Here is a 19,864-nt window from a genome sequence, read left to right on the forward strand (position 1 = left end):
TGAGATATCTGGCGCTCCCTAGGGGAATCGAACCCCTGTTTCAGCCTTGAGAGAGCATTGGCGTCAACGCGCGTTACAATTGCCCGACGATCACACGGGGGATTCAATCCTTGATGACATCAAAGCGGATATGCAGGCACCCTGCTTGGTGCATTTTTGTACCAACGCTCAATCAGTGCCGCACGCGGACGGACTTGGTTCTGGTCCGGTGTGATCTCTCTCGTTTGTTCCGGCGGTCTTGCTTGACTGACGCGGCACGGTTGGGTCCCGCTAGTCTCGCCGTAATCTCAGCGACCAACTCTTCTAATGTCCTGTAACGGCTCGCGTGATGGCGGGTAAGAGAGACATCCGAAAGCCAAACATAGCGCCCAGCCTTTAGCTGAGATGGTAGCAAGAGGTAGTCCTGGATCGTGCTATTGGACCTTTCCAAGCGAAGCACGGCCAGCAAACCTTCTTCTATCTTTCTCCGATATACTTTCCATTGCGGCGCATGGTCCGGTGCTCTCTTCGCAAGTTGCCGGGCGACGAGAAAAGTCACCTTGCGCTGCCCGTCGATGTCGACCCCAACGCCTCCATGAGTCCTCTGGACGTTAAAACCGTTCTCGGCCCTCAGAACCACAGCAAGTCGATCCGCGTGTTCCGTCAGCTCCGTGGCCCAATGCTTCTTGGAGTCAATCCAATTGCAGTCGCGTGAAGCTGTGTAACCGATCAGCGCGTAAGCTTTCCGGAGTGAGCCGAAGTGCTTCACGAATGAAGACACGTGATTTAGCCCAAGGGTCGAGTTTATGATGCGCGAATTTAGCTTTCCCCTACGACGCAGCGTCATACGCAAACGCGTCAGCATCTCTTCCTCTGGGATTTCAAGGCGGCGCTCCGCCAGCAGCTTCTGGGCCTTAGCGAATGTATCTGGATCAATGATTGGGTCGATCGCTGCAGCACCACGGATCCAAGCGTGGGGCGGATTTTTGATAAGCTTATGCCCCAGGCGTCGCGAAGTGCGGTTGTAGACAATGTTGCCGACATAATTCTCATTGCTGAGGATAGTCGGGATCATCCCGTCAGTCCAAGGCCGCCCGTTATGGTTGGTAATTTGCGCTTCATTGAGTTCGCGTCCGATCTCAGTATAGGATTTTCGTTTCGCGACGAACTGATCGAATATCCATTGGACAATCGCGGACTCCTCCGGAGATCCATGTTGAAGCCGAACGCGATCCGTCTGCAGCGCCTTGCGCTGACCTTTAGTGAGTTGACCCTTTAGATTCTCGCTCTCGTCGACCATGATCCGGCGCAGACCGTAACCCAGCGGTCCGCCAACACGATAGCCCAGGCTTGCCACTCGACTTTGGCCGGTGTGCACCTTGACCGATAGTTCGCGGCTGTACTCGGCCGCCATGACACGCTTGATGTTCTTGACGATGCTTGAAAGTAGGCTCCCGTCGTTGTCGAATTGCTCAGCGCAGTAGGCGATGCAAACACCATTCTGTTTGCAGATGAATTCGTAGTGCGCACTTTCATCAACATCCTGAAAGCGACCCCACCTACTGACATCGTAAACGAGGATGTGGCCGAAATCCGCCCTCCCAGATTGGACATCCTCAATCAGTTCAATAAGGCCCGGCCTACCCTTGATCCTCAGGCCGCTGCGGCCTTCGTCGACATAGGTTCGAACTATCGTGAGATTCTGTTGCTGGGCATATGCGGCTATGGCAACGGCTTGGTTCTGTATCGAATACCGCTGAAGCTCAGTCGACATTCGGACGTACTGCGCTGCACGCAAATCCCGGGTGCGCTTCTCTAAGTTCGTTCCTTGGCGTATGACGAGCGAGTTTGCCATCGGCGCACGTCCGCAGTAATGGCACTTTAGCAAGTCTACTTGGCTTGGTCTCTGTCCTCGACGGCAAACACCTCATAGAACTGCCCGGACATTGACTGGGTGAACAGTATTTCTAGAATTGCAATTTCAGCATACTCGCTGCTGTCACTTCGAACGTTGATTAGATCAACAGCGGTCATACCGTTGCCGGTGTCGAAGTTGGATGCTGGCGCACCTGGCACCCGGATCAAGCCCTGCATGCTAGGACCCTTGGTGCGGATAATGACTTTGATCTCTGTCCTATTTCGCTGCGAGAGGCCCGAAAGCCGTAGATAAATCCGCTGCCACTGATCAAAGGCCCCGGAAGCGTAGCCCAGGTGCATGGAGCTAGCCATCGGATTGATCGCCGCTGAAGCTGGCGAGAAGATCGCAATCAGACCAATTAGAACGAGCCATGACGTTCGACGCATAGGCGATCATCCGCCTGTTAGTAGGTCAAGTGGCTGGAACGTCAGCCTTTACTACTGTTTCATTCCAAGCTGCTCTGCGCAAACACTGCCAAGTTGGACGCCAGTGGGAATAGGCCCGTAGTAAAGGCTGCTGTCCTTATCTTCGGTATCGAGACTTTTGATCGTTCCGTTCGGCGCTGCAACGACGTTGACTTTGCAGGCGTACGCTCGCGCGTTTCCCGATGCGCTCGACGGACCATCACGAGAGACAGAAACAGAACTCCCACTCGCTAGGTGCCAGCTATAGGCGGTTTCGCCGCTGTTCATCTTGAAGCTGCTTGCGGGCGGCCCCCACCGCACGACAAGAGCATCAACGTTTTTCCCGACGTACTCTTGGCCTAACTTCGCGCGAACGTCTGCGCCTGTTGCGTAACATCCCCCCAGTGCCACACAGAGCACCGCAATACTCGGCCAACGCATTTCCTCTCCCCCAAAGGCGATATATCCAAACGCAACTGCCGCGCGAGATCAAGGGCTGACGCTATTTTTCGAGATAGGGTGCCAAGGAGGGTTAACCGCCTCCAAGGGCGGCGCGGCCGGGATACCCAGCCTACTCAGACGTTGCCGCCTTTCAAAAAAGAGGGGGCCGTATGTAATCAAGGGCTGGCCGGCACTTTTTTTCGCTTCGTGCGAACGATCCATCAGGGACCGGACAGCCGCCCCTTTCGCTGCCGCCTCTTGCGAACTTTCCGCGACGCGCTCCGAAGTGCATTTCGTTGAGGCAGGATTTCCGCACGCGGGTTAGGCTCACCGCACAGAAAGACAGAGTCGGTTCTGGAGTAGTCCGCACGAATTGATCTATCCGATTCCCACTCCGCGCTAGCCGAATTTGCGATGCTTAGCCTTCCACTATTTTGCCGCCCACGTTCTCGGCATTGATCAACAGCGGCCGAAATTCGACACCATTCAAAAGTGGCAATGGAGCGCACGAGTGATTGAGTCCCGTGGCATGTCGAAAGAACAGGCTGCCGCCTACGCAGGTTGCGAGTCGATTTCGGCGTTCAACGACTGGGTTCGACGCGGAATTATGCCGAAGTCGATTCCTGGAACACGCAAATGGGATAGAAAAGCAATCGACGCAGCCCTTGACCGGATGTCTGGTCTCGACTCTAAAATTCGACCGCAGCTGTCACCCTACGACGAATGGAAGGCTTCGCAAAATGCGGATGCGGCTCAGAGGCATCAACAGCTTAACAAAGCGGCTCGCTGACGGGACGGTCAAGACGTACTGGTACGCTTGGAAGAGTGGTCCACGTATCGATGCAGAGCCTGGCACACCGGATTTCGTGCGGCTGTATACTGAGGCAATCGCGGCCAAACCAAACAAGAACTCAGAAACCTTTCGCTCGCTCATCGACTATTTCAAGGACCAGAGTGAATACACAGGCCTTGGCGACAAGAGCAAACGCGCCTACGATCTGTATCTCGCGCTGATCGATGCCAAGTTTGGCGCGATGCCGCTTGGCGCGATTGAGGACAGGCGTGCTCGGGGAGACTTCAAGGCATTTCGCAATACGTTCGCGTCCACACCACGTAAGGCAGATTACGTCTGGACGACTATCGCGCGTGTGCTCTCGGTCGCAAAGGACCACGGGAAGATCGGCGTAAACGTCTGCGAGCGCGGCGGCAGGCTTTATGAATCCGATCGCTCGGAGATAATCTGGACCGCCGACGACATCCGTGCCTTTTGCGGTGTGGCGTCCGTTGAACTTCAGGCCGCTCTCCTGCTTGCGCTATGGACAGGCCAGCGCCAGGGAGATCTGCTGCGGTTGACCTGGAGCCACTACGACGGCACCTGTATTCGGATGCGTCAGTCAAAGGGACGCGGCAATAAGGGGCGGCAGCGCGTAACAATACCGGTCGGACCGCCGCTAAAGGAGGCCCTCGATGCTGCGCTTAAGGAGAAGCGTTCAGCCGTCACCATTTTGGTCAACTCGTTTGGTCGACCGTGGACGGAGGACGGTTTCCGAACGAGCTGGGACAAGGCATTTAAAAAGACGTCGCTGAAAGACCTACACTTTCATGATTTGCGCGGAACGGCGGTCACCCGGCTTGCGCTGTCGAATTGCTCGGTGCCCGAGATCGCCGCGATTACTGGACACTCCATGGCTACGGTGCAGCAGATACTGGACGCACACTACCTCGGGGGTCGCGTCGAACTCGCGGAATCAGCGATCAAGAAGCTGAGCGCGGTCTACGGATAGAGCAGCAGCGAGGATTTGGGATGTGGACGGTTCCAGGTGAAGGCGTTCACCGGCGCCAAGGCTTCTGCGTGAGAGAGCGCTCCGCGCCGCCGGGAATGAGATAGCCGCTGCGAGCAGACAGCAGTGTCGACGGGCACGAAAACCGAACAAAAACTCCCAACTGACCTCCCAACCGAAAGGTCCGTTCTGATGCGCAGCTCAGGTAAGTCTTTGATTTATATGGTGGGCGCACCAGGGCTCGAACCTGGGACCCGCTGATTAAGAGTCAGCTGCTCTACCAACTGAGCTATGCGCCCGAAAGGCGGTCAATGCCTTGCGAGGCCGGTCGTTTAGCAAAGCGATCCGGGTCTGGCAAGCGATGCGGCGAAGGTTTTTCCACAGTCCCCAAAAAGCGAAAAGCCGCTGGATTCCAGCGGCTTCCCCAAGGTTAATCCAGGGATTAATCCCCGCAAAATCCCTGATGGCTCAGAGCCGGCCCTCGCGGTCCCGGTCCGGGCCGCCGTCGCGGTCGAAACGGTCACGGTGGAAGTGGTCCATGCCCCGCTCCATCATCCGGTCCATGCCGCGTTCCATGAAGTGGCGGGGCGGGCCGTCCTCGCCGCCGCCGAACGGGCCGCGGTGGCGGGTCAGCACGGCGAGGCGCCGCTTCTGGCCCTCGTCCAGGGTCTTGTAGAGCGGATCGGCGGCATCGGCGATCTTCTTCAGGGCCGCGGAGGCGGCGCCCATGTCCTCGGCGCGCTGGCGCAGCCGGGCGACCGGATCCTCCGGCTTGTCGGCATCCCTGTTCGCGTCACCTGGGCCGGCATTCATGCGCGCATTGGCGCGATCGATGCGCAGCTTGGCGAAGTCGCGCACGGCGGCCTCGACCGGCGGCCACAGCTTCTCCTGATCGGCGTTGAGCTTCAGCCCGGCATGGACGGCGGCGATCCGCGCGTCGACGAAGGCGGTGCGGTCTTCGGGGTTCATGCGGGTGTGGCGGAAGTGCTCCATCCACGGGCGATGATACTGGGCATAGACCACGCCCGAGCCGGCGATGCTGAGCACGGCGATGGCGGCGATGGTGAACTTCCTCATGACGAACCTCCTCTGGAAGGATGTTCGTGAAGATGAGCGCGATGCCGCTGACACGCAACTTACAACTTGGACAGGAAGGCGTTCTTACAGAGATGTAACTACCGTGAATGACTGTTCAGATGCAAACTGAAATGATTTGCAACAAAAAGGGCTTCCGCGCCGCCACGGAAGCCCTTTGCTCATGCATTATTTGTCCATGCGCGACGTGAGCTGGTTCGTCGTGCGCCTAGTTCGTCGTGCTCTTGGCTTCCTTCTGGAATTCGTCGATCAGCGGCTGGCCGACGCGGCCGGCGGCATCCTTGTAGACCGGCTCCATCGCCTTGCGCATCGCCTCGTCCTGCTCGCCCGTGAGCTTGAGGATCTCGCTCTTGCCGCTCTTCCTGATCTCGGCCAGCGCGTCGTCGTTCTCCTTCTGCGACTGCGCATTGTTGAAGTCGGTCGCTTCCTTCATAGCCTTCGAGAGCTGGTCGCGGATATCGGCCGGCAAATCGTCCCAGAACTTCTTGTTCACGATCACGACGTAGCCGATGTAGCCGTGGTTGGTCTCGGTGATGTACTTCTGCACCTCGTGCATCTTCTGGGTATAGATGTTGGACCAGGTGTTCTCCTGCCCGTCGACCACGCCGGTCTGGAGCGCCTGATAGACTTCCGAGAACGCCATCACCTGCGGCAGCGAGCCGAGCGCCTTGAACTGGGCCTGCAGCACGCGCGAGGACTGGATGCGGAACTTGACGCCCTGGTAATCGGCGGGCGCGATCAGCTTCCTGTTGGCGCTCATCTGCTTGAAGCCGTTGTCCCAATAGGCAAGGCCGGTGATGCCCTTGGAGTCGAGCAGCTTGAGCAGCCTGAGGCCGAGCGGCCCTTCCGTCACCTTCCGCAGCGTCTTCAGGTCGGGAAGGATGTAGGGCAGATCGAACACCTCGAACTCGCGGATGCCGAGCGGGCCGAATTTCGAGTTGGACGGCGCCAGCATCTGCACGCTGCCGAGCTGGAGCGCCTCGAGCTCTTCCTTGTCCTTGTAGAGCGTCGAGTTCGGATAGACCTCGATCTTGACCTTGCCGCCGGTGTACTTCTCGGCGAGCTCCTTGAACTTCTCCGACGCCTTGCCCTTCGGCGTGTCGGTGGCGACGACGTGACTGAACTTGATGATGATCGGCGATTGGGCCGATGCCGGCCCGGTCAGCGCCAGAGCCGCAATCGATGCCGCAGCCCAAATGAGTTTCCGCATGCTTCCTCCCTCATGTCCTTATGGGGCACGGACCGCCGACCCCGAGACTTAGATTCTTGAGGGCAGATTTATAGGGAAGCAGGCTGAGCCGCTATTGGCCCTTAGCAGGGCAGCTATTCTCAAGGCCGTCATTCCGGGGCGGCTCAGAGAGCCGAACCCGGAATCTCGAGATTCCCCGGTGCGCAATTGCGCACCTGAGGTCTGGTCCTTCGGACCATCCCGGAATGACAAGCTTCGCTCGTCAGCTCGCCGCTGCCGTCGTCACCGTGTCGCGCTGGCGCTTCATGACGATCTTGTTCAGCGCGCCGAGATAGGCCTTGGCCGAGGCCACCAGCGTATCCGGATCCGCCGCGCGGGCCGTCATCGCACGTCCCTCGTGCGACAGCCGCACCGAGACTTCGGCCTGCGCGTCGGTACCTTCGGTGACCGCGTGGACCTGGTACAGTTCCAGCTTGGCCTCGTGCGGCACCAGCGCCTTGATGCAGTTGAACACCGCATCCACCGGACCGTTGCCCTCGGCTTCCTCGATCTTGATCTGACCGTCGACGTCCAGCTTCATGGTCGCGCGCTGCGGGCCATGGGTGCCGGCGATCACGGTCAGCGAGGTCAGCTTGATGCGGTCGTGCGAGGCCGCCATCTCCTCGTCGACCAGCGCCTCGATGTCCTCGTCGTAGATGTCCTTCTTGCGGTCGGCGAGCGCCTTCATCCGCGCGAACGCGTCTTCCAGCTGGTTCGGGCCGAGCTTGTAGCCCATCTCTTCCAGCTTGTGCACGAAGGCATGGCGGCCGGAATGCTTGCCGAGCACCAGCGAGGACTGCTTCAGGCCGACCATCTCGGGCCGCATGATCTCGTAGGTGGATGCGTCCTTCAGCACGCCGTCCTGGTGGATGCCGCTCTCATGCGCGAAGGCGTTCCGGCCGACGATCGCCTTGTTGTACTGCACTGGGAACGAGGTCGCCGCCGACACCACCTTCGAGGCGCGGGTGAGCTGTGTGGTGTCGATCTTGTTCCACCACGGAAACACGTCGTTGCGGACGTTGATGGCCATCACGACTTCCTCGAGCGAAGCGTTGCCGGCCCGCTCGCCGATGCCGTTGACAGTGCATTCGATCTGGCGCGCACCGCCGGCGATGCCGGCCAGCGAGTTCGCCACCGCCATGCCGAGGTCGTTGTGGCAGTGAACCGAAAACACCGCCTTGTCGGAATTCGGCACCCGCTCGATCAAGGTGCGCATGAAGTGGCTATATTCCTCCGGCGTGGTGTAGCCGACGGTGTCGGGAATATTGACCGTGGTAGCACCAGCCTTGATCACGGCCTCGACGATGCGGCAGAGGTAGTCCATCTCGCTGCGGGTGGCATCTTCGGCCGACCATTCGACGTCGTCGATCTGGTTGCGGGCGCGGGTGACATTGGCAATCGAGAGCTCCATCACCTGCTCGGGCGTCATGTTCAGCTTGACGCGCATGTGCAGCGGCGAAGTCGCGATCACGGTGTGGACACGACCGCGCCTGGCGAATTTCACCGCTTCGGCGCAGCGGTCGATGTCCTTTGGATTGGCACGCGACAGGCCGGCGATCACGGAGTTCTTGGAGCGGCGGGCGATCTCGCTGACGGCCTGGAAGTCGCCTTCGGACGTGATCGGGAAGCCGGCCTCAATGACGTCGACGCCCATGTCATCGAGCATTTCGGCGATCTCGATCTTTTCCTCGAACGTCATGGTGGCGCCGGGGCACTGCTCGCCGTCGCGCAGCGTGGTGTCGAAAATGATGACGCGGTCCTTGTCGGACTTGTTCGCGGTGGCCATTGCAAATTTCCTTTTGAGCTTTTGCGCCGTCAGTCTGCTGGGCGCTTGAGGTGTCCGGTGATCTCGACCAACCCCTGAGTGCCCAGGCGCGTGGCGCCCAGCCGGCCCTCAGGGGCAAGTAAGAAGGAGGCCGCCAATCAGGAGGGTGGGCAGCAGCGCGGCCGGGATCGTGGCGGCGGCCAGAGCCACCTCCCCCGAAATCCCATCGATTTGGCCGCGAATCAGCATTGCCAGACCCTTTTGAGCCCTCAAATCCTCGGTCAAAACCGTTGACGGTTGGTTGCCGGGAGGCTCGATGTGCCCGTTTCTAGACGAGAAATGGCCGCAACTGCAACGCCAAAAGATGGTCAGTGGAGCTGACTTTGTTGGGAACGTCCCGCCGCTGGCTCCTGGACAGGACACCGTCAGCCCCGTGATCCCCACGCAATGGCGGAGCCATTGTCGCTGGAGGTGCGAGTGGCGCGATGCGCTTGGCATCGCGCCGGGAGCATCGAAGGATGCACGGCCGAGAAGCAGCCGGGCCGCTAACCCGCGCGGCGGGCGCGCGCCCTGCTCTCCCAGCGATCCAGCATCTGACCGAGCTCGCCGGTGGCCACGGGCGCAGCCTTGTTCGTAACCTCGTTGGTGTTGGCCGGCGCGTTGGCGCTGAGCCAGTCCGGCTCGGTATATTCGCGCCAGCGCCGCGCTGCGGCTCGTCTTTTGGAAGAGACGTGGGCGCGGGTGAAATAGCCGGCCGCGAACGCAGCCGCGAGCAGCATAACCAATACGACGATAGCTAGTGCCATGAGTTCCGGCCTTTTTCCCCCATGGGACGTTCTGCCAACATCACCTGCAAGGTCAAGGCTTGACACGCCCCGAGAGCGGCTTCGGTCAACTGCTGCGTGCGGACGAATTGTCGCCTCAAACCCGCCGCAGTGCGCCATGCCGCGATGTTCCCGCGCCCGCGAACCCTTCATATCGCGCTATCGCGCTGAGGATGCGGAGCGCCCCCTCGCAACCGTCTCCGGACCGGACTAACCTCCGCCCGCTCGGCCGGATCAACCGGCTAGCCGAACATGACCGGGAGGACGCGATGACACGCCAAGAGGCTCGTGACCACGAGCAGCGTGAGCAGGATGCTGCGCTTTCACGACGAACACTCGTCCGGGGGCTTGCGCTCAGCGCCGCCGCCACGATGGCCGGAGCCGGCTCCGCGCTGGCCCAGGCCGGCCCGGCCGCACCGCCGACGACGATCACCACGCCGCCGCGCGACTTCGGCCCGGGCGGCGCGCCGACCACCTATTTCTGGGACCCCGACATCATCGCGGTCGATCCGTCCTTCGAGGATCTCGCGCAGCCCAACACCGCCATCAAGCGCCTCCACACCGGCCTGCTGTGGGCCGAAGGCCCGGCATGGAGCGCACAGGGCCGTTATCTCTTGTGGAGCGACATTCCCAACAACCGGCAGATGCGCTGGAGCGAGGACGACGGCCGCGTCAGCGTATTTCGCTCGCCGTCCAACAACTCCAACGGCAACTCGTTCGACTTCCAGGGCCGCCAGCTCTCCTGCGAACATTTGACCCGGCGGGTGACGCGCTACGAGCATGACGGCACGGCCACGGTGCTCGCCGACTCCTATCAGGGCAAGCGGCTGAACTCGCCGAACGACGTCGTCGCGCATCCCGACGGCAGCTACTGGTTCACCGACCCGCCCTATGGCGGCCAGCTCTATGAGGGCGAGCCCGACGCTGCGGGCGGACCGAGCAATGCCGGCGGCAAGCTCAATCCGCGGATCGGACAGCCGGCGGGCTTCGCACCGGGCAAGCGCGAGCTGCCGACCAACTGCTATCGCATCGATCCTAGCGGCCGCGTCGACCTCGTCGTCACCGAGGAGCAGGTGCCGGATCCCAACGGCCTGTGCTTCTCGCCCGACTTCAAGAAGCTCTATGTCGTCTCGACCGGCAAAGGGCCGGGCGACACCGGACCCGGCGGCAAGGGCGAGATCTTCGTGTTCGACGTCGGCAGCGACAACAAGCTCACCAACCCGAAGCGCTTCTCCGATTGCACGATCGACGGCGTGAAGTGCGGACCCGACGGCGTGCGCTGCGACGTCAACGGCAACGTCTGGGCCTCCAGCAATGCCGGGCGTGCCGTCGGCTATAGCGGCGTGACGGTGTGGTCGCCGAACGGCAAGCTGCTGGGCCGCATCCGCCTGCCCGAAGTATGCGGCAACGTCTGCTTCGGCGGCCCCAAGCGCAACCGCCTGTTCATGGCCGCGAGCCAGTCGCTCTACGCGGTGTATACGGCGACGCAGGGCGCCGGGCCGGGCTGAGACGGGGAGACGCAAAGCACGCGCAAGGGCAGCGGCGTGATCCGCCGCTGCCCTTCGCTTTGGCGGACATTCCATAATTCTCGAGGGTATCGCCGCGCATGACGCCAACTGCGACGTTGGCGTTCCCCGGCATATTTCGTAGGGTGAGCCTTGCACAACCAGTCGGCGTGCATCTTTCAAAGTCAATCATTCAATCCAGTCATTTCGTGAAACACCGCATAGGGGGAGTTTCTCATGATCGGTTCAATCATCACGCGTCGCGGAATACTCGGCGGTCTCGGAGCCGGAATAGGCACCGCATCGGCAATTTCATCAGGCATGTTCACCAGCAGCGCGCGCGCCCAATCCGCGAGAAAAACATTCGTTCTGGTTGGCGGCGCTTTTTATGGAGCATGGTGTTGGCAGCGAGTTACGGACAGGCTCGAAAAACGAGGCCATAAGGTCTATGCACTTACGCTGACCGGATTGGCAGACCGCTCGCATCTGTTGAGTAAGGACATCAATCTCGACACGCACATCGCGGACATCGCCAACATAATCGAATGGGAGGACCTCTCGGACATTTGCCTCGTCGCTCATTCCTACGCGGGGTATCCGGTATCGGGTGCGCTTGAACGCATCGGAAACCGTGTTTCATCCATTGTCTGGCTGGATGCGTTGAAGCCTGCCGATGGACAATCGTTCCGGGACGCGGTGCCATTTCAAGTCGACGACGGCGCGATCAGTCGTCCAGCGCCCAAAGCGCTACCTCCGACGGCCTTTAACGACCCGAAGGACGTTGCCTGGGTCCTGTCGAAAGTAACGCCGCACCCGATCGGCACGTTCCTGCAACCGGTGAAGCTCTCGGGCGCTCGCGAAAAGGTCGCCAAGAAAACCTACATTCGCTTGCCCAAATTTTCCATGGCGGCCTTGGACAAGGCCGCCGGCGAGTGCAAGGCCGACAATTCCTGGACGGTGCTGGAGAACACGACATCCGGCCACTCCGCCATGATTGTCGAACCCGATTGGTTGACGGACGTCCTGTTGCAAGCAACATGAAATCGAGCACTAACAACCTGGTCGAATAGCATCCGAGCGAACGATGACCGAGCATTGCGCTCGGCATCGTTCGCCTGCGTGCAATCGACTTCCGCCCGTGGCCTGACGCGGACCATGCGGCACAGTCCGCTGCTATGCAGCTGTCGAGCGACACAACAGACCCGCCAGGCGCCCAGCGAGATTTGAGCATGCGCCCTGGTTCCTGGCCGCAAGCCAAATAAACGTCTGTCGTCTCCGGCGAAAATCCGCATGCCTGACATGCCGGAACGCCTGACACTGCCTGCATCTTGCGCAAGCGCCAGACTTTAGTCCGCCTTTCACAATCCTGAATGCAGTTTCACTTGCCGAGAATGTCTCGGCCGGTATAGTCGCGACACAATGGCTCACAAGAGGCCTGTTCAAAGGGAGAGAACAATATGAAGAAACGACTCTCTGTTGCGTTGCTTATAGTGTGCGACACGGCCGCTCCCCGCGTGCCGAAGGACGTTGCAAAGGCCGGCGTCTGGCTTCCGAGCCTCATCGAACCCATCACAGGCTGATCGGGACTGCTCTCCGGGCGTGAGCCCGGAGGCGTTCACATGCGCTCCACACAGCACCTTCCCTCCAGGAGGCAGCTCGTCTGCCCGGCCAATCATACATGCGAGCATTCCAGATCCTGATCGATGGCTTTGCCATCAGCGCTCTCTACGCTCTCGGTGCCACCGGCTTCACGTTGATCTTCGGCGTCTCGGGCGTCCTCAACCTCTCCCACGGTGCCATTATGGTGGCGGCAGCGGTGGCGGCCTGGGCCGCCGCCAGCATCCTCAACGTCGGCACCTATGCCGGCGCACTGATCGGGGTCGCCGTGGCGCTTCTCACCGCCTTCGCCACCTATTTCGCGGTGGTGAAGCCGATCCAGGATTCCAGGCGCATCCCGAATGAGGAGAAGGAAATCTTCGTTCTCACGGGCACGCTGCTCTGGGGCATCATGATCCAGGAGCTGATCGCCTATTTCTTCACCAACAACGCCAAGACCGTGTTGCCGATCGTCGAGGGCGTGGTCGAGATCCTCGGCGTGCGCACGCCGCGCAACGAGATCTTCACCGCGATCGTGTGCTGCCTCGTGATCGCGCTGCTGTGGCTGCTGGTGAATCGCACCCGCACCGGCAAGGCGGTGCTGGCGGCCTCGATGAACCCGCGCGGCGTGACGCTGCTCGGGCTGGAGCTGACGAACATCTACATCGTGGTGTGGGCGATCTACGGCATCCTTGCCGGCATCGCCGGCGTGCTGCTCGGCATGTTCCTCGGCGTCAGCTCCTATAGCGTGGGACCGCTGACCGCGAGCGCATTCTCGATCGTCGTGCTCGGCGGCCTCGGCAGCGTCTCCGGCTCGCTGATCGCAGCCTTCGTGGTCGGCTATCTCGAGACGCTGACGGCTTATCTGGTCTCGCCGGCGTACCGCACCATCCCGGCGCTGCTGCTGCTCGTGTTCGTGATGTACATCCGGCCCCAGGGCCTCCTGGGGAGGCGCTGAGATGTTCAATTTCTTCACCTCGCGCCTCTTCTTCATCTCGCTGGCGCTCGTCATCATCGCAGCGACGCTCCCGCTTTACGTCTCCGGCTACGTGCTCGGCCTGCTCACCGTCGCCTTCTATTTCGGCGTGTTCGCGATGGCCTGGGACCTCCTGTTCGGCTTCGCGGGCGAAGTGAATTTCGGCCCGACCTTCCTGATCGGCGTCGGCGCCTACACCGCCGGCATTTTGAATGCGCAGTTCGGCTGGTCGGTTTATCCCTGCATCGTGCTCGGCGCGCTCGCCTCCGTCATCGCCGGTCTCGTGCTGGCGCTGCCGGCCCTGCGGGTCCGTGGCCCCTATTTCGGCCTCACCACGCTGGTCGCGGTGCTGATGCTGCAGAACTTCATCGTCGTGTTCGCCGACCTCACCGGCGGCGAGATCGGCCTCACCATTCCCGATGTCATCACTATCGACGCCGGCGCCAATTACTGGATCGCGCTCGGCTTCATGACGATCTCGGCGGCCATCCTCTACGGCCTGTCGCAATCGCCGATCGGCCTTGTGCTCCAGGCCAGCGGCCAGGACCCGGTGCAGGCCGGCGCGCTCGGCTTCAACATCGTCAAGCACAAGCTCGCGGCCTTCATCGTCAGCGCGTTCTTCTCGGGGCTATCTGGGGCACTGCTGGTGTTCTATTTCGGCACCGCCTCGGTCGGCACCGTCGTCGACGTCGCCGTCGGCGTCAACGTCATCGTCTCGGCCGTGCTCGGCGGCCGGCGCACCGTGCTCGGCGCGGCGCTGGGCGCGATCTTCCTGATCGTCGCCGGCGAGTTCCTGAGGCCCACCGGCGAGCTTGCGACCTTCATCGTCTCGGCGGTCGCGCTGCTCGTCGTGCTGTTCTTCCCCGGCGGCTTCCTCGGAGCGGCCCTCTCGCGCGAGGCGCGTTCGTGATGGATATGAGGCTTTCAAACCGGGCCGTGCTCGACGTCCGCGGCCTGACCAAGCGCTTCGGTGGATTGACGGCCGTGAAGAACCTCGGCTTCGAGGTCAACGCCGGCGAGATTTTCGGCCTGATCGGGCCGAACGGATCGGGCAAGTCGACCGCGATGAAGAGTGTGATGGGCATCGAGCGCCCGACCGCGGGCGAGGTGATCTTCGAGGGCGAGAACGTAGCTGGCCTGCCCGCGCACAAGATCGCGCGCAAGGGCTTCGGCATGGTGTTCCAGCACTCGCGGCCGCTGAACCGGCAGACAGTGCTGGAGAACATCCTGGTCGCGCTGCTGCCCGACAGCCTGTTCATGCTGTTCCCCGACAAGGCGCTGGTCGAGCGCGCCAAATGGATCGCGGAGCGCGTCGGGCTCGGCAACGTGATGAACCGCCGTCCGCCGACGCTGCCCTTCGCCGACCTCCGCAGGCTGGAGCTCGCCAAGGCGATCGCGCGCGATCCAAAGGTCGTGCTGGTGGATGAGCCCTTTGCCGGGCTGACGCGGGCCGAGGTCGACATCTTCTCCGACCTGATCCGCAGCTTTCGCGACGAGGGCCGCGCCGTGATGCTGGTCGACCACAACGTCAAGAGCGTCGCAGCCCTCGTCGACCGCGTGCTCGCGATGTATCTCGGCGAGGAGATCGTCACCGGCAGGGCCGACGACGTCATGCGAAACGAGACTGTGCGCCGGGTCTATCTCGGCGGCGCCATCGAGACCCATGCACGGCCCGAGACCAGCTTCAAGGACAAGGTGCCGCTGCTTCAGGTCGAGAATGTCAGCGTGTTCTATGGCAAGGCGCAGGCGCTGGAGAACGTCTCGATCCACGTCCACGAGGGCGAGTTCGTCTCGGTCGTCGGCCTCAACGGCGCCGGCAAGACCACGCTGTTCAACACCATCTCCGGCTTCCTGCCCTATAGCGGCGAGATCGTGCGCGGCGGCGCAAAGCTGCGTGGCACGAGCCCGGCGAAGATCGCCCGCAGCGGTCTCGTGCAGTGCCCGGAATCGCGCGAGCTGTTCGGCGAGATGAGCGTGCGGGAAAACCTCGATCTCGGCGGCCAGCACCTCACTGAGGACAAGCGCGCCGCGCAGCTCGCCTGGCTGTTCGAGCTGTTCCCGATCCTGAAGGAGCGTCAGGGCCAGATGGCGCAGACGCTCTCCGGCGGCGAGCAGCAGATGCTGGCGATCGGCCGCGCGCTGATGATGCAGCCGCAGATCCTGATCCTGGACGAGCCGACGCTGGGGCTTGCGCCGGTCATCCTCGAGCAATTGTCCAAGGCGCTGACCAAGCTGCGGCAGACCACGTCGATCACTGTGCTGCTCGGCGAGCAGAACGTCACCTTCGCGCTTCCGCATGCCGACCGCGTTTACGTGCTGGAGCATGCAAGGATCGTCTGGGAGGGCGATCCCGGCCGCTTCGCGAGCGAGGCCGGCGCCGATTTTCTTTAAGTCCTCAACATCAACAAAAAGCATAGAAAGGGAAACGACCATGCGACCTTCAGTTCTCGGCAGCAGCTTCCTCACCTCCGCGCTTGCGCTGTGCCTTGCCGCGCCCGCCTGCGCGCAATCGAACGATCCGATCAAGATCGGCGTCATCGCCGAGGTGCAGTCGATCGCGGGGGCCGCGACGCCCGGCGGCGCGCAGATCGCCGCCGACGAGATCAACGCCAAGGGCGGCATTCTCGGCCGCAAGGTCGAGATCGTCACTTACGACAACAAGAGCTCGTCGGCCGATTCGGTGCGGGCCTTCCAGCGCGCGGTGAGCGAGGACAAGGTGTCCGCGGTGATCGCGAGCTACATCTCCGAGGTCGTGCTGGCGCTCGAGCCATGGGCGGCGCGGCTGAAGATGCCGCTGATCACGCCCGGCGCCGCCTCGAACGAGATCACCAAGGCGATCCACAACGACTACGAGAAGAACAAGTACACCTTCCACGGCTACCTGACCTCGGCGGCGCAGGCGCAGCTCGTCTGCGACGCCGCCAAGGACCTGCTGGTCGAGAAGCTCAAGTTCAAGACCGTTGCGATCATGAGCGAGGACGCGGCCTGGACCAAGCCTCTCGATGTCGGCTACGAGGCCTGCCTGCCCAAGGCCGGCCTCAAGGTCGTCGAGCATGTGCGCTTCTCGCCCGATACCACCGACTTCACGCCGATCTTCAACAATATCGAGGGCAAGAAGCCCGATGTGATCGTGACCGGCATCTCGCATGTCGGCGTGCAGCCGACGGTGCAATGGAAGAACCAGCAGGTGCCGATCCCGATGTTCGGCATCAGCGCGCAGGCGCTGAGCCCGACCTTCTGGAAGGACACCAATGGCGCCGCCGACGGCGTGCCCTCGCTCGCGGTGGCAACGCCAGATGTCGCCGTGACCGCCAAGACAAAGCCGTTCGCGGCTGCCTTCAAGGCCAAGTTCGGCTCGCCGCCGGCCTATACCGGCTACACCGCCTATGACGAGGTCTACATCATCACCGACGCGATCAAGCGCGCCGGCTCGACCGATCCCGACAAGATGGTCGCCGAGCTCGAGAAGACCGACTACGAGGGCACGATCGGCAAGATCCAGTTCTACGGCAAGGACGACGAGTTCACCCACGGCATCAAGTCCGGCCCCGGTGCGGTCACCGGCCTCGTCTTCCAGTGGCAGGACTCCAAGCAGGTCGTGGTCTGGCCCGAGAAGATCGCGGAAGGCAAGCTGAAGTTTCCGAGCTTCGTGAAGCTGTCGCAGTAATCGCTTCTTGCCGGCCCTGCCGGCAGCCCGACACTTCTTGCAAGGCCCGTCGCGATCAACGCGGCGGGCCTTCGCTTTGTGCAGAACGCAACCGCCACACTGGCATTGGAGGACCCATCCTGCGATCTTGCCGTTACCCCCCGCGTGGGGGTGGAGGCGCGAGATGGACGATCGACCAAAGCAAACTGACGGCCTGATGCAGGACGACGGCTTCGTCCGGGTCCGGGGCGCACGCGAGCACAATCTCAAAAACGTCGACGTCCGCATTCCACGCAACGCCCTCGTCGTGTTCACCGGCGTCTCGGGCTCGGGGAAATCCTCGCTCGCCTTCGGGACGATCTACGCCGAGGCCCAGCGGCGCTATCTGGAGTCGGTGTCGCCCTATGCGCGGCGCCTCTTCCACCAGATGCAGATCCCCGAAGTCGACGACATCGAGGGCCTGCCGCCCGCCGTGGCACTTCAGCAGCAGCGCGGGGCGCCGACGACGAGATCGTCGGTCGGCAGCGTGACGACCATCTCGAACCTGCTCAGGATGCTCTATTCCCGCGCCGGCGATTACCCGCGCGGACAGCCGATGCTCTATGCGGAGGCATTCTCGCCCAACACGCCGGAGGGCGCCTGCCCGACCTGCCACGGCATCGGCCGGATGCTCGACGTCACCGAGAAATCGATGGTGCCCGACGACACCAAGACGATCCGCGAGCGCGCCGTCGCGGCCTGGCCGAGTGCCTGGCAGGGACAGAACCTCCGGGACATCCTGACGACGCTCGGCTACGATGTCGACAAGCCGTGGCGCGAGCTGCCGAAAAAGGATCGCGACTGGATCCTGTTCACCGACGAACAGCCGACCGTGCCGGTCTATGCCGGCTACGACGCGGCCGAGGTCAAACGGGCGCTCCGCCGCAAGGAGGAGCCGAGCTACCAGGGCACGTTCACCGGCGCGAAGCGCTACGTGATGCAGACCTACGCCAAGTCCGAGAGCGCGATGATGAAGCGCCGCGTCGCGCAGTTCATGATCACCCAGGACTGTCCGACCTGCCGTGGCACGCGGCTGAAGCCCGAGGCGCTCAAGGTCAAGTTTTCCGGTCTCAACATCGCCGAGATGTCGCATTTGCCGCTCAAGCAGCTGCAGGAGCTGGTTAAGCCCTTCGCAAAGGCTTCGACGGACAGGTCGGAGAAGACCGTCGTCGCCCGGCGCATCTGCGAGGATCTGTCGGCGCGCCTCGCCGTCCTGCTCGACCTTGGCCTCGGTTATCTCGCCTGCGAGCGCAGCACGCCTACGCTGTCGCCGGGCGAGTTGCAGCGGCTGCGTCTGGCCACGCAGGTCCGCTCGAACCTGTTCGGGGTCGTCTACGTGCTCGACGAGCCCTCCGCGGGCCTGCATCCCGCCGACACCGAGGCGCTGTTGCGCGCCCTGGACCGGCTGAAACGCGCCGGCAACTCGATCTTCGTGGTCGAGCACGAGATCGAGGTGATCAGGCATGCCGACTGGCTGGTGGATGTCGGGCCCGATGCCGGCGACGGCGGCGGGCTCATTCTCTACAGCGGGCCGCCCGCAGGGCTCGGTGAAATCGAGCAATCGCGCACAGCCCATTATCTCGCGCATCCCCGCAAGAAGCTGCCGACCGTCCGTCGCGCGCCGAAGGGCCACCTGAAGGTCAGGGGTGTGGTCCGCAACAATCTTCGCGGTCTCGACGTCGATATCCCGCTGGGTGTTCTCGCCGGCATCACCGGCGTGTCGGGCTCCGGTAAATCGAGCCTGATCAGCCAATTCCTCGTCGATGCCGTGGCCGGGCATCTCGGCCATACGCTCGCGGACGAAGCGGACGACGACAGCCTCACCGCAAGAGTCGAGACATTGGGCGGCAAGATTGTGGCCGGCCTCGACCAGATCAATCGCCTCGTCGTGGTGGACCAGAAGCCGATCGGGCGCACGCCGCGATCCAACCTTGCGACCTATACCGGCCTGTTCGACCACGTGCGAAAGCTGTTCGCGGCAACGCCTCAGGCCAAGGCGCGCCGCTACGATGCCGGACGCTTCTCGTTCAATGTCGCGAAAGGCCGATGTGCGACCTGTGAGGGCGAAGGCTTCGTCTGCGTCGAGCTTCTGTTCCTGCCGAGCGTCTATGCGCCCTGTCCGACCTGCAAGGGCGCGCGCTACAACGACAAGACGCTCGAGGTGAAGATCCGCGAGAAATCGATCGCGGACGTGCTGGCGATGCGCGTCGACGAGGCCTTCGACTTCTTCCGCGACGATTCAACATTGAACCGTTCGCTGTCGGTCGTCCGCGAAGTCGGCCTCGGCTATATCCGCCTGGGTCAGTCCGCCACCGAGCTGTCCGGCGGCGAAGCCCAGCGCATCAAGCTGGCGACCGAACTCATGCGTCCGCAGCGGGGCCATACGCTCTATGTCCTGGACGAGCCGACCACCGGGCTCCATCCCAGGGATGTCGAGCGACTGATCGCCCAGCTCGATCGGATCGTGGACGCCGGCAACAGCGTGGTCGTGGTCGAGCATGACATGGATGTCGTCTCCCACAGCGACTGGATCATCGATCTCGGCCCCGGCGCCGGCGACGAGGGCGGCCTCATCGTCGCATCGGGCACACCGCATCAGGTCGCTGAAGCCGGCGGAAAGACCGCGCGCTATCTGTCACGTCGCCTGGAGCAGTGACCGCACGATTT

Annotated in this window: 15 protein-coding genes and 1 tRNA gene; 9 read left to right on the forward strand and 7 right to left on the reverse strand. The window is 62.3% G+C overall.

All coding sequences use genetic code 11. The features are described from left to right. Window positions 1–172: 172 nt before the first annotated feature. A complete protein-coding gene (locus RAD15_RS06500) occupies window positions 173–1,834 on the reverse strand; it encodes a recombinase family protein (protein ID WP_458175567.1) in 1,662 nt (553 codons plus the stop codon). 35 nt (window positions 1,835–1,869) lie between these two features. After that, on the reverse strand, window positions 1,870–2,283 hold the full coding sequence (locus tag RAD15_RS06505) for a hypothetical protein (protein WP_458175569.1): 414 nt from the start codon (window positions 2,281–2,283) through the stop codon (window positions 1,870–1,872). A 988-nt stretch (window positions 2,284–3,271) separates the two neighbouring features. Between RAD15_RS06505 and RAD15_RS06510 the strand changes: the two genes are divergently transcribed. Both RAD15_RS06510 and RAD15_RS06515 read left to right on the forward strand, forming a co-directional pair. After that, window positions 3,272–3,532: a hypothetical protein gene (locus RAD15_RS06510; protein ID WP_208828376.1), complete on the forward strand. Its 261-nt coding sequence runs from the start codon at window positions 3,272–3,274 to the stop codon at window positions 3,530–3,532. Continuing rightward, window positions 3,483–4,526, forward strand: coding sequence for a tyrosine-type recombinase/integrase (locus tag RAD15_RS06515; protein WP_458175571.1), 1,044 nt, complete (start codon window positions 3,483–3,485; stop codon window positions 4,524–4,526). Before RAD15_RS06510 ends, RAD15_RS06515 begins: the two co-directional genes overlap by 50 nt. Before the next feature lie 220 nt (window positions 4,527–4,746). Here the strand turns inward: RAD15_RS06515 and RAD15_RS06520 are convergent. The 5 genes from RAD15_RS06520 to RAD15_RS06540 all read right to left on the reverse strand — a co-directional run bounded on the left by RAD15_RS06520 (window position 4,747) and on the right by RAD15_RS06540 (window position 9,417). Continuing rightward, window positions 4,747–4,822, reverse strand: a tRNA-Lys gene (locus tag RAD15_RS06520). Between the two features lie 169 nt (window positions 4,823–4,991). Next, a complete protein-coding gene (locus tag RAD15_RS06525; RefSeq protein WP_458175573.1) occupies window positions 4,992–5,600 on the reverse strand; it encodes a Spy/CpxP family protein refolding chaperone in 609 nt (202 codons plus the stop codon). A 226-nt stretch (window positions 5,601–5,826) separates the two neighbouring features. Beyond that, window positions 5,827–6,828 (reverse strand): TRAP transporter substrate-binding protein, encoded by a 1,002-nt coding sequence (locus RAD15_RS06530; protein WP_458175575.1) that lies wholly within the window; start codon window positions 6,826–6,828, stop codon window positions 5,827–5,829. A gap of 241 nt (window positions 6,829–7,069) precedes the next feature. After that, window positions 7,070–8,632 (reverse strand): 2-isopropylmalate synthase, encoded by a 1,563-nt coding sequence (locus tag RAD15_RS06535; RefSeq protein WP_458175577.1) that lies wholly within the window; start codon window positions 8,630–8,632, stop codon window positions 7,070–7,072. A 524-nt stretch (window positions 8,633–9,156) separates the two neighbouring features. Further along, window positions 9,157–9,417, reverse strand: coding sequence for a hypothetical protein (locus tag RAD15_RS06540; RefSeq protein WP_458175579.1), 261 nt, complete (start codon window positions 9,415–9,417; stop codon window positions 9,157–9,159). Window positions 9,418–9,704: 287 nt separating this feature from the next. Here RAD15_RS06540 and RAD15_RS06545 point away from each other — a divergent pair, with 287 nt between their 5' ends. The 7 genes from RAD15_RS06545 to uvrA all read left to right on the forward strand — a co-directional run bounded on the left by RAD15_RS06545 (window position 9,705) and on the right by uvrA (window position 19,853). Next, window positions 9,705–10,943, forward strand: a complete 1,239-nt coding sequence (locus tag RAD15_RS06545) for an SMP-30/gluconolactonase/LRE family protein (RefSeq protein ID WP_458175581.1) — start codon at window positions 9,705–9,707, stop codon at window positions 10,941–10,943. A gap of 234 nt (window positions 10,944–11,177) precedes the next feature. Continuing rightward, entirely contained in the window at window positions 11,178–11,981 is an 804-nt protein-coding gene (locus RAD15_RS06550) for an alpha/beta fold hydrolase (protein ID WP_458175583.1), read from the forward strand. Window positions 11,982–12,618: 637 nt separating this feature from the next. Then, complete coding sequence (locus RAD15_RS06555; protein ID WP_458175585.1) at window positions 12,619–13,494, forward strand: branched-chain amino acid ABC transporter permease; 876 nt, start codon at window positions 12,619–12,621, stop codon at window positions 13,492–13,494. A gap of 1 nt (window position 13,495) precedes the next feature. Next, window positions 13,496–14,422: a branched-chain amino acid ABC transporter permease gene (locus RAD15_RS06560; RefSeq protein WP_458175587.1), complete on the forward strand. Its 927-nt coding sequence runs from the start codon at window positions 13,496–13,498 to the stop codon at window positions 14,420–14,422. Then, window positions 14,422–15,903, forward strand: coding sequence for an ATP-binding cassette domain-containing protein (locus RAD15_RS06565; RefSeq protein WP_458175589.1), 1,482 nt, complete (start codon window positions 14,422–14,424; stop codon window positions 15,901–15,903). The genes RAD15_RS06560 and RAD15_RS06565 overlap by 1 nt, the downstream gene beginning before the upstream one ends. 40 nt (window positions 15,904–15,943) lie before the next feature. Then, window positions 15,944–17,179 (forward strand): ABC transporter substrate-binding protein, encoded by a 1,236-nt coding sequence (locus RAD15_RS06570; protein WP_458175591.1) that lies wholly within the window; start codon window positions 15,944–15,946, stop codon window positions 17,177–17,179. 163 nt (window positions 17,180–17,342) lie between these two features. Further along, a complete protein-coding gene (uvrA, locus tag RAD15_RS06575; protein ID WP_458175593.1) occupies window positions 17,343–19,853 on the forward strand; it encodes an excinuclease ABC subunit UvrA in 2,511 nt (836 codons plus the stop codon). Window positions 19,854–19,864 lie beyond the last annotated feature (11 nt).

Source organism: Bradyrhizobium sp. 14AA, from assembly GCF_054185205.1.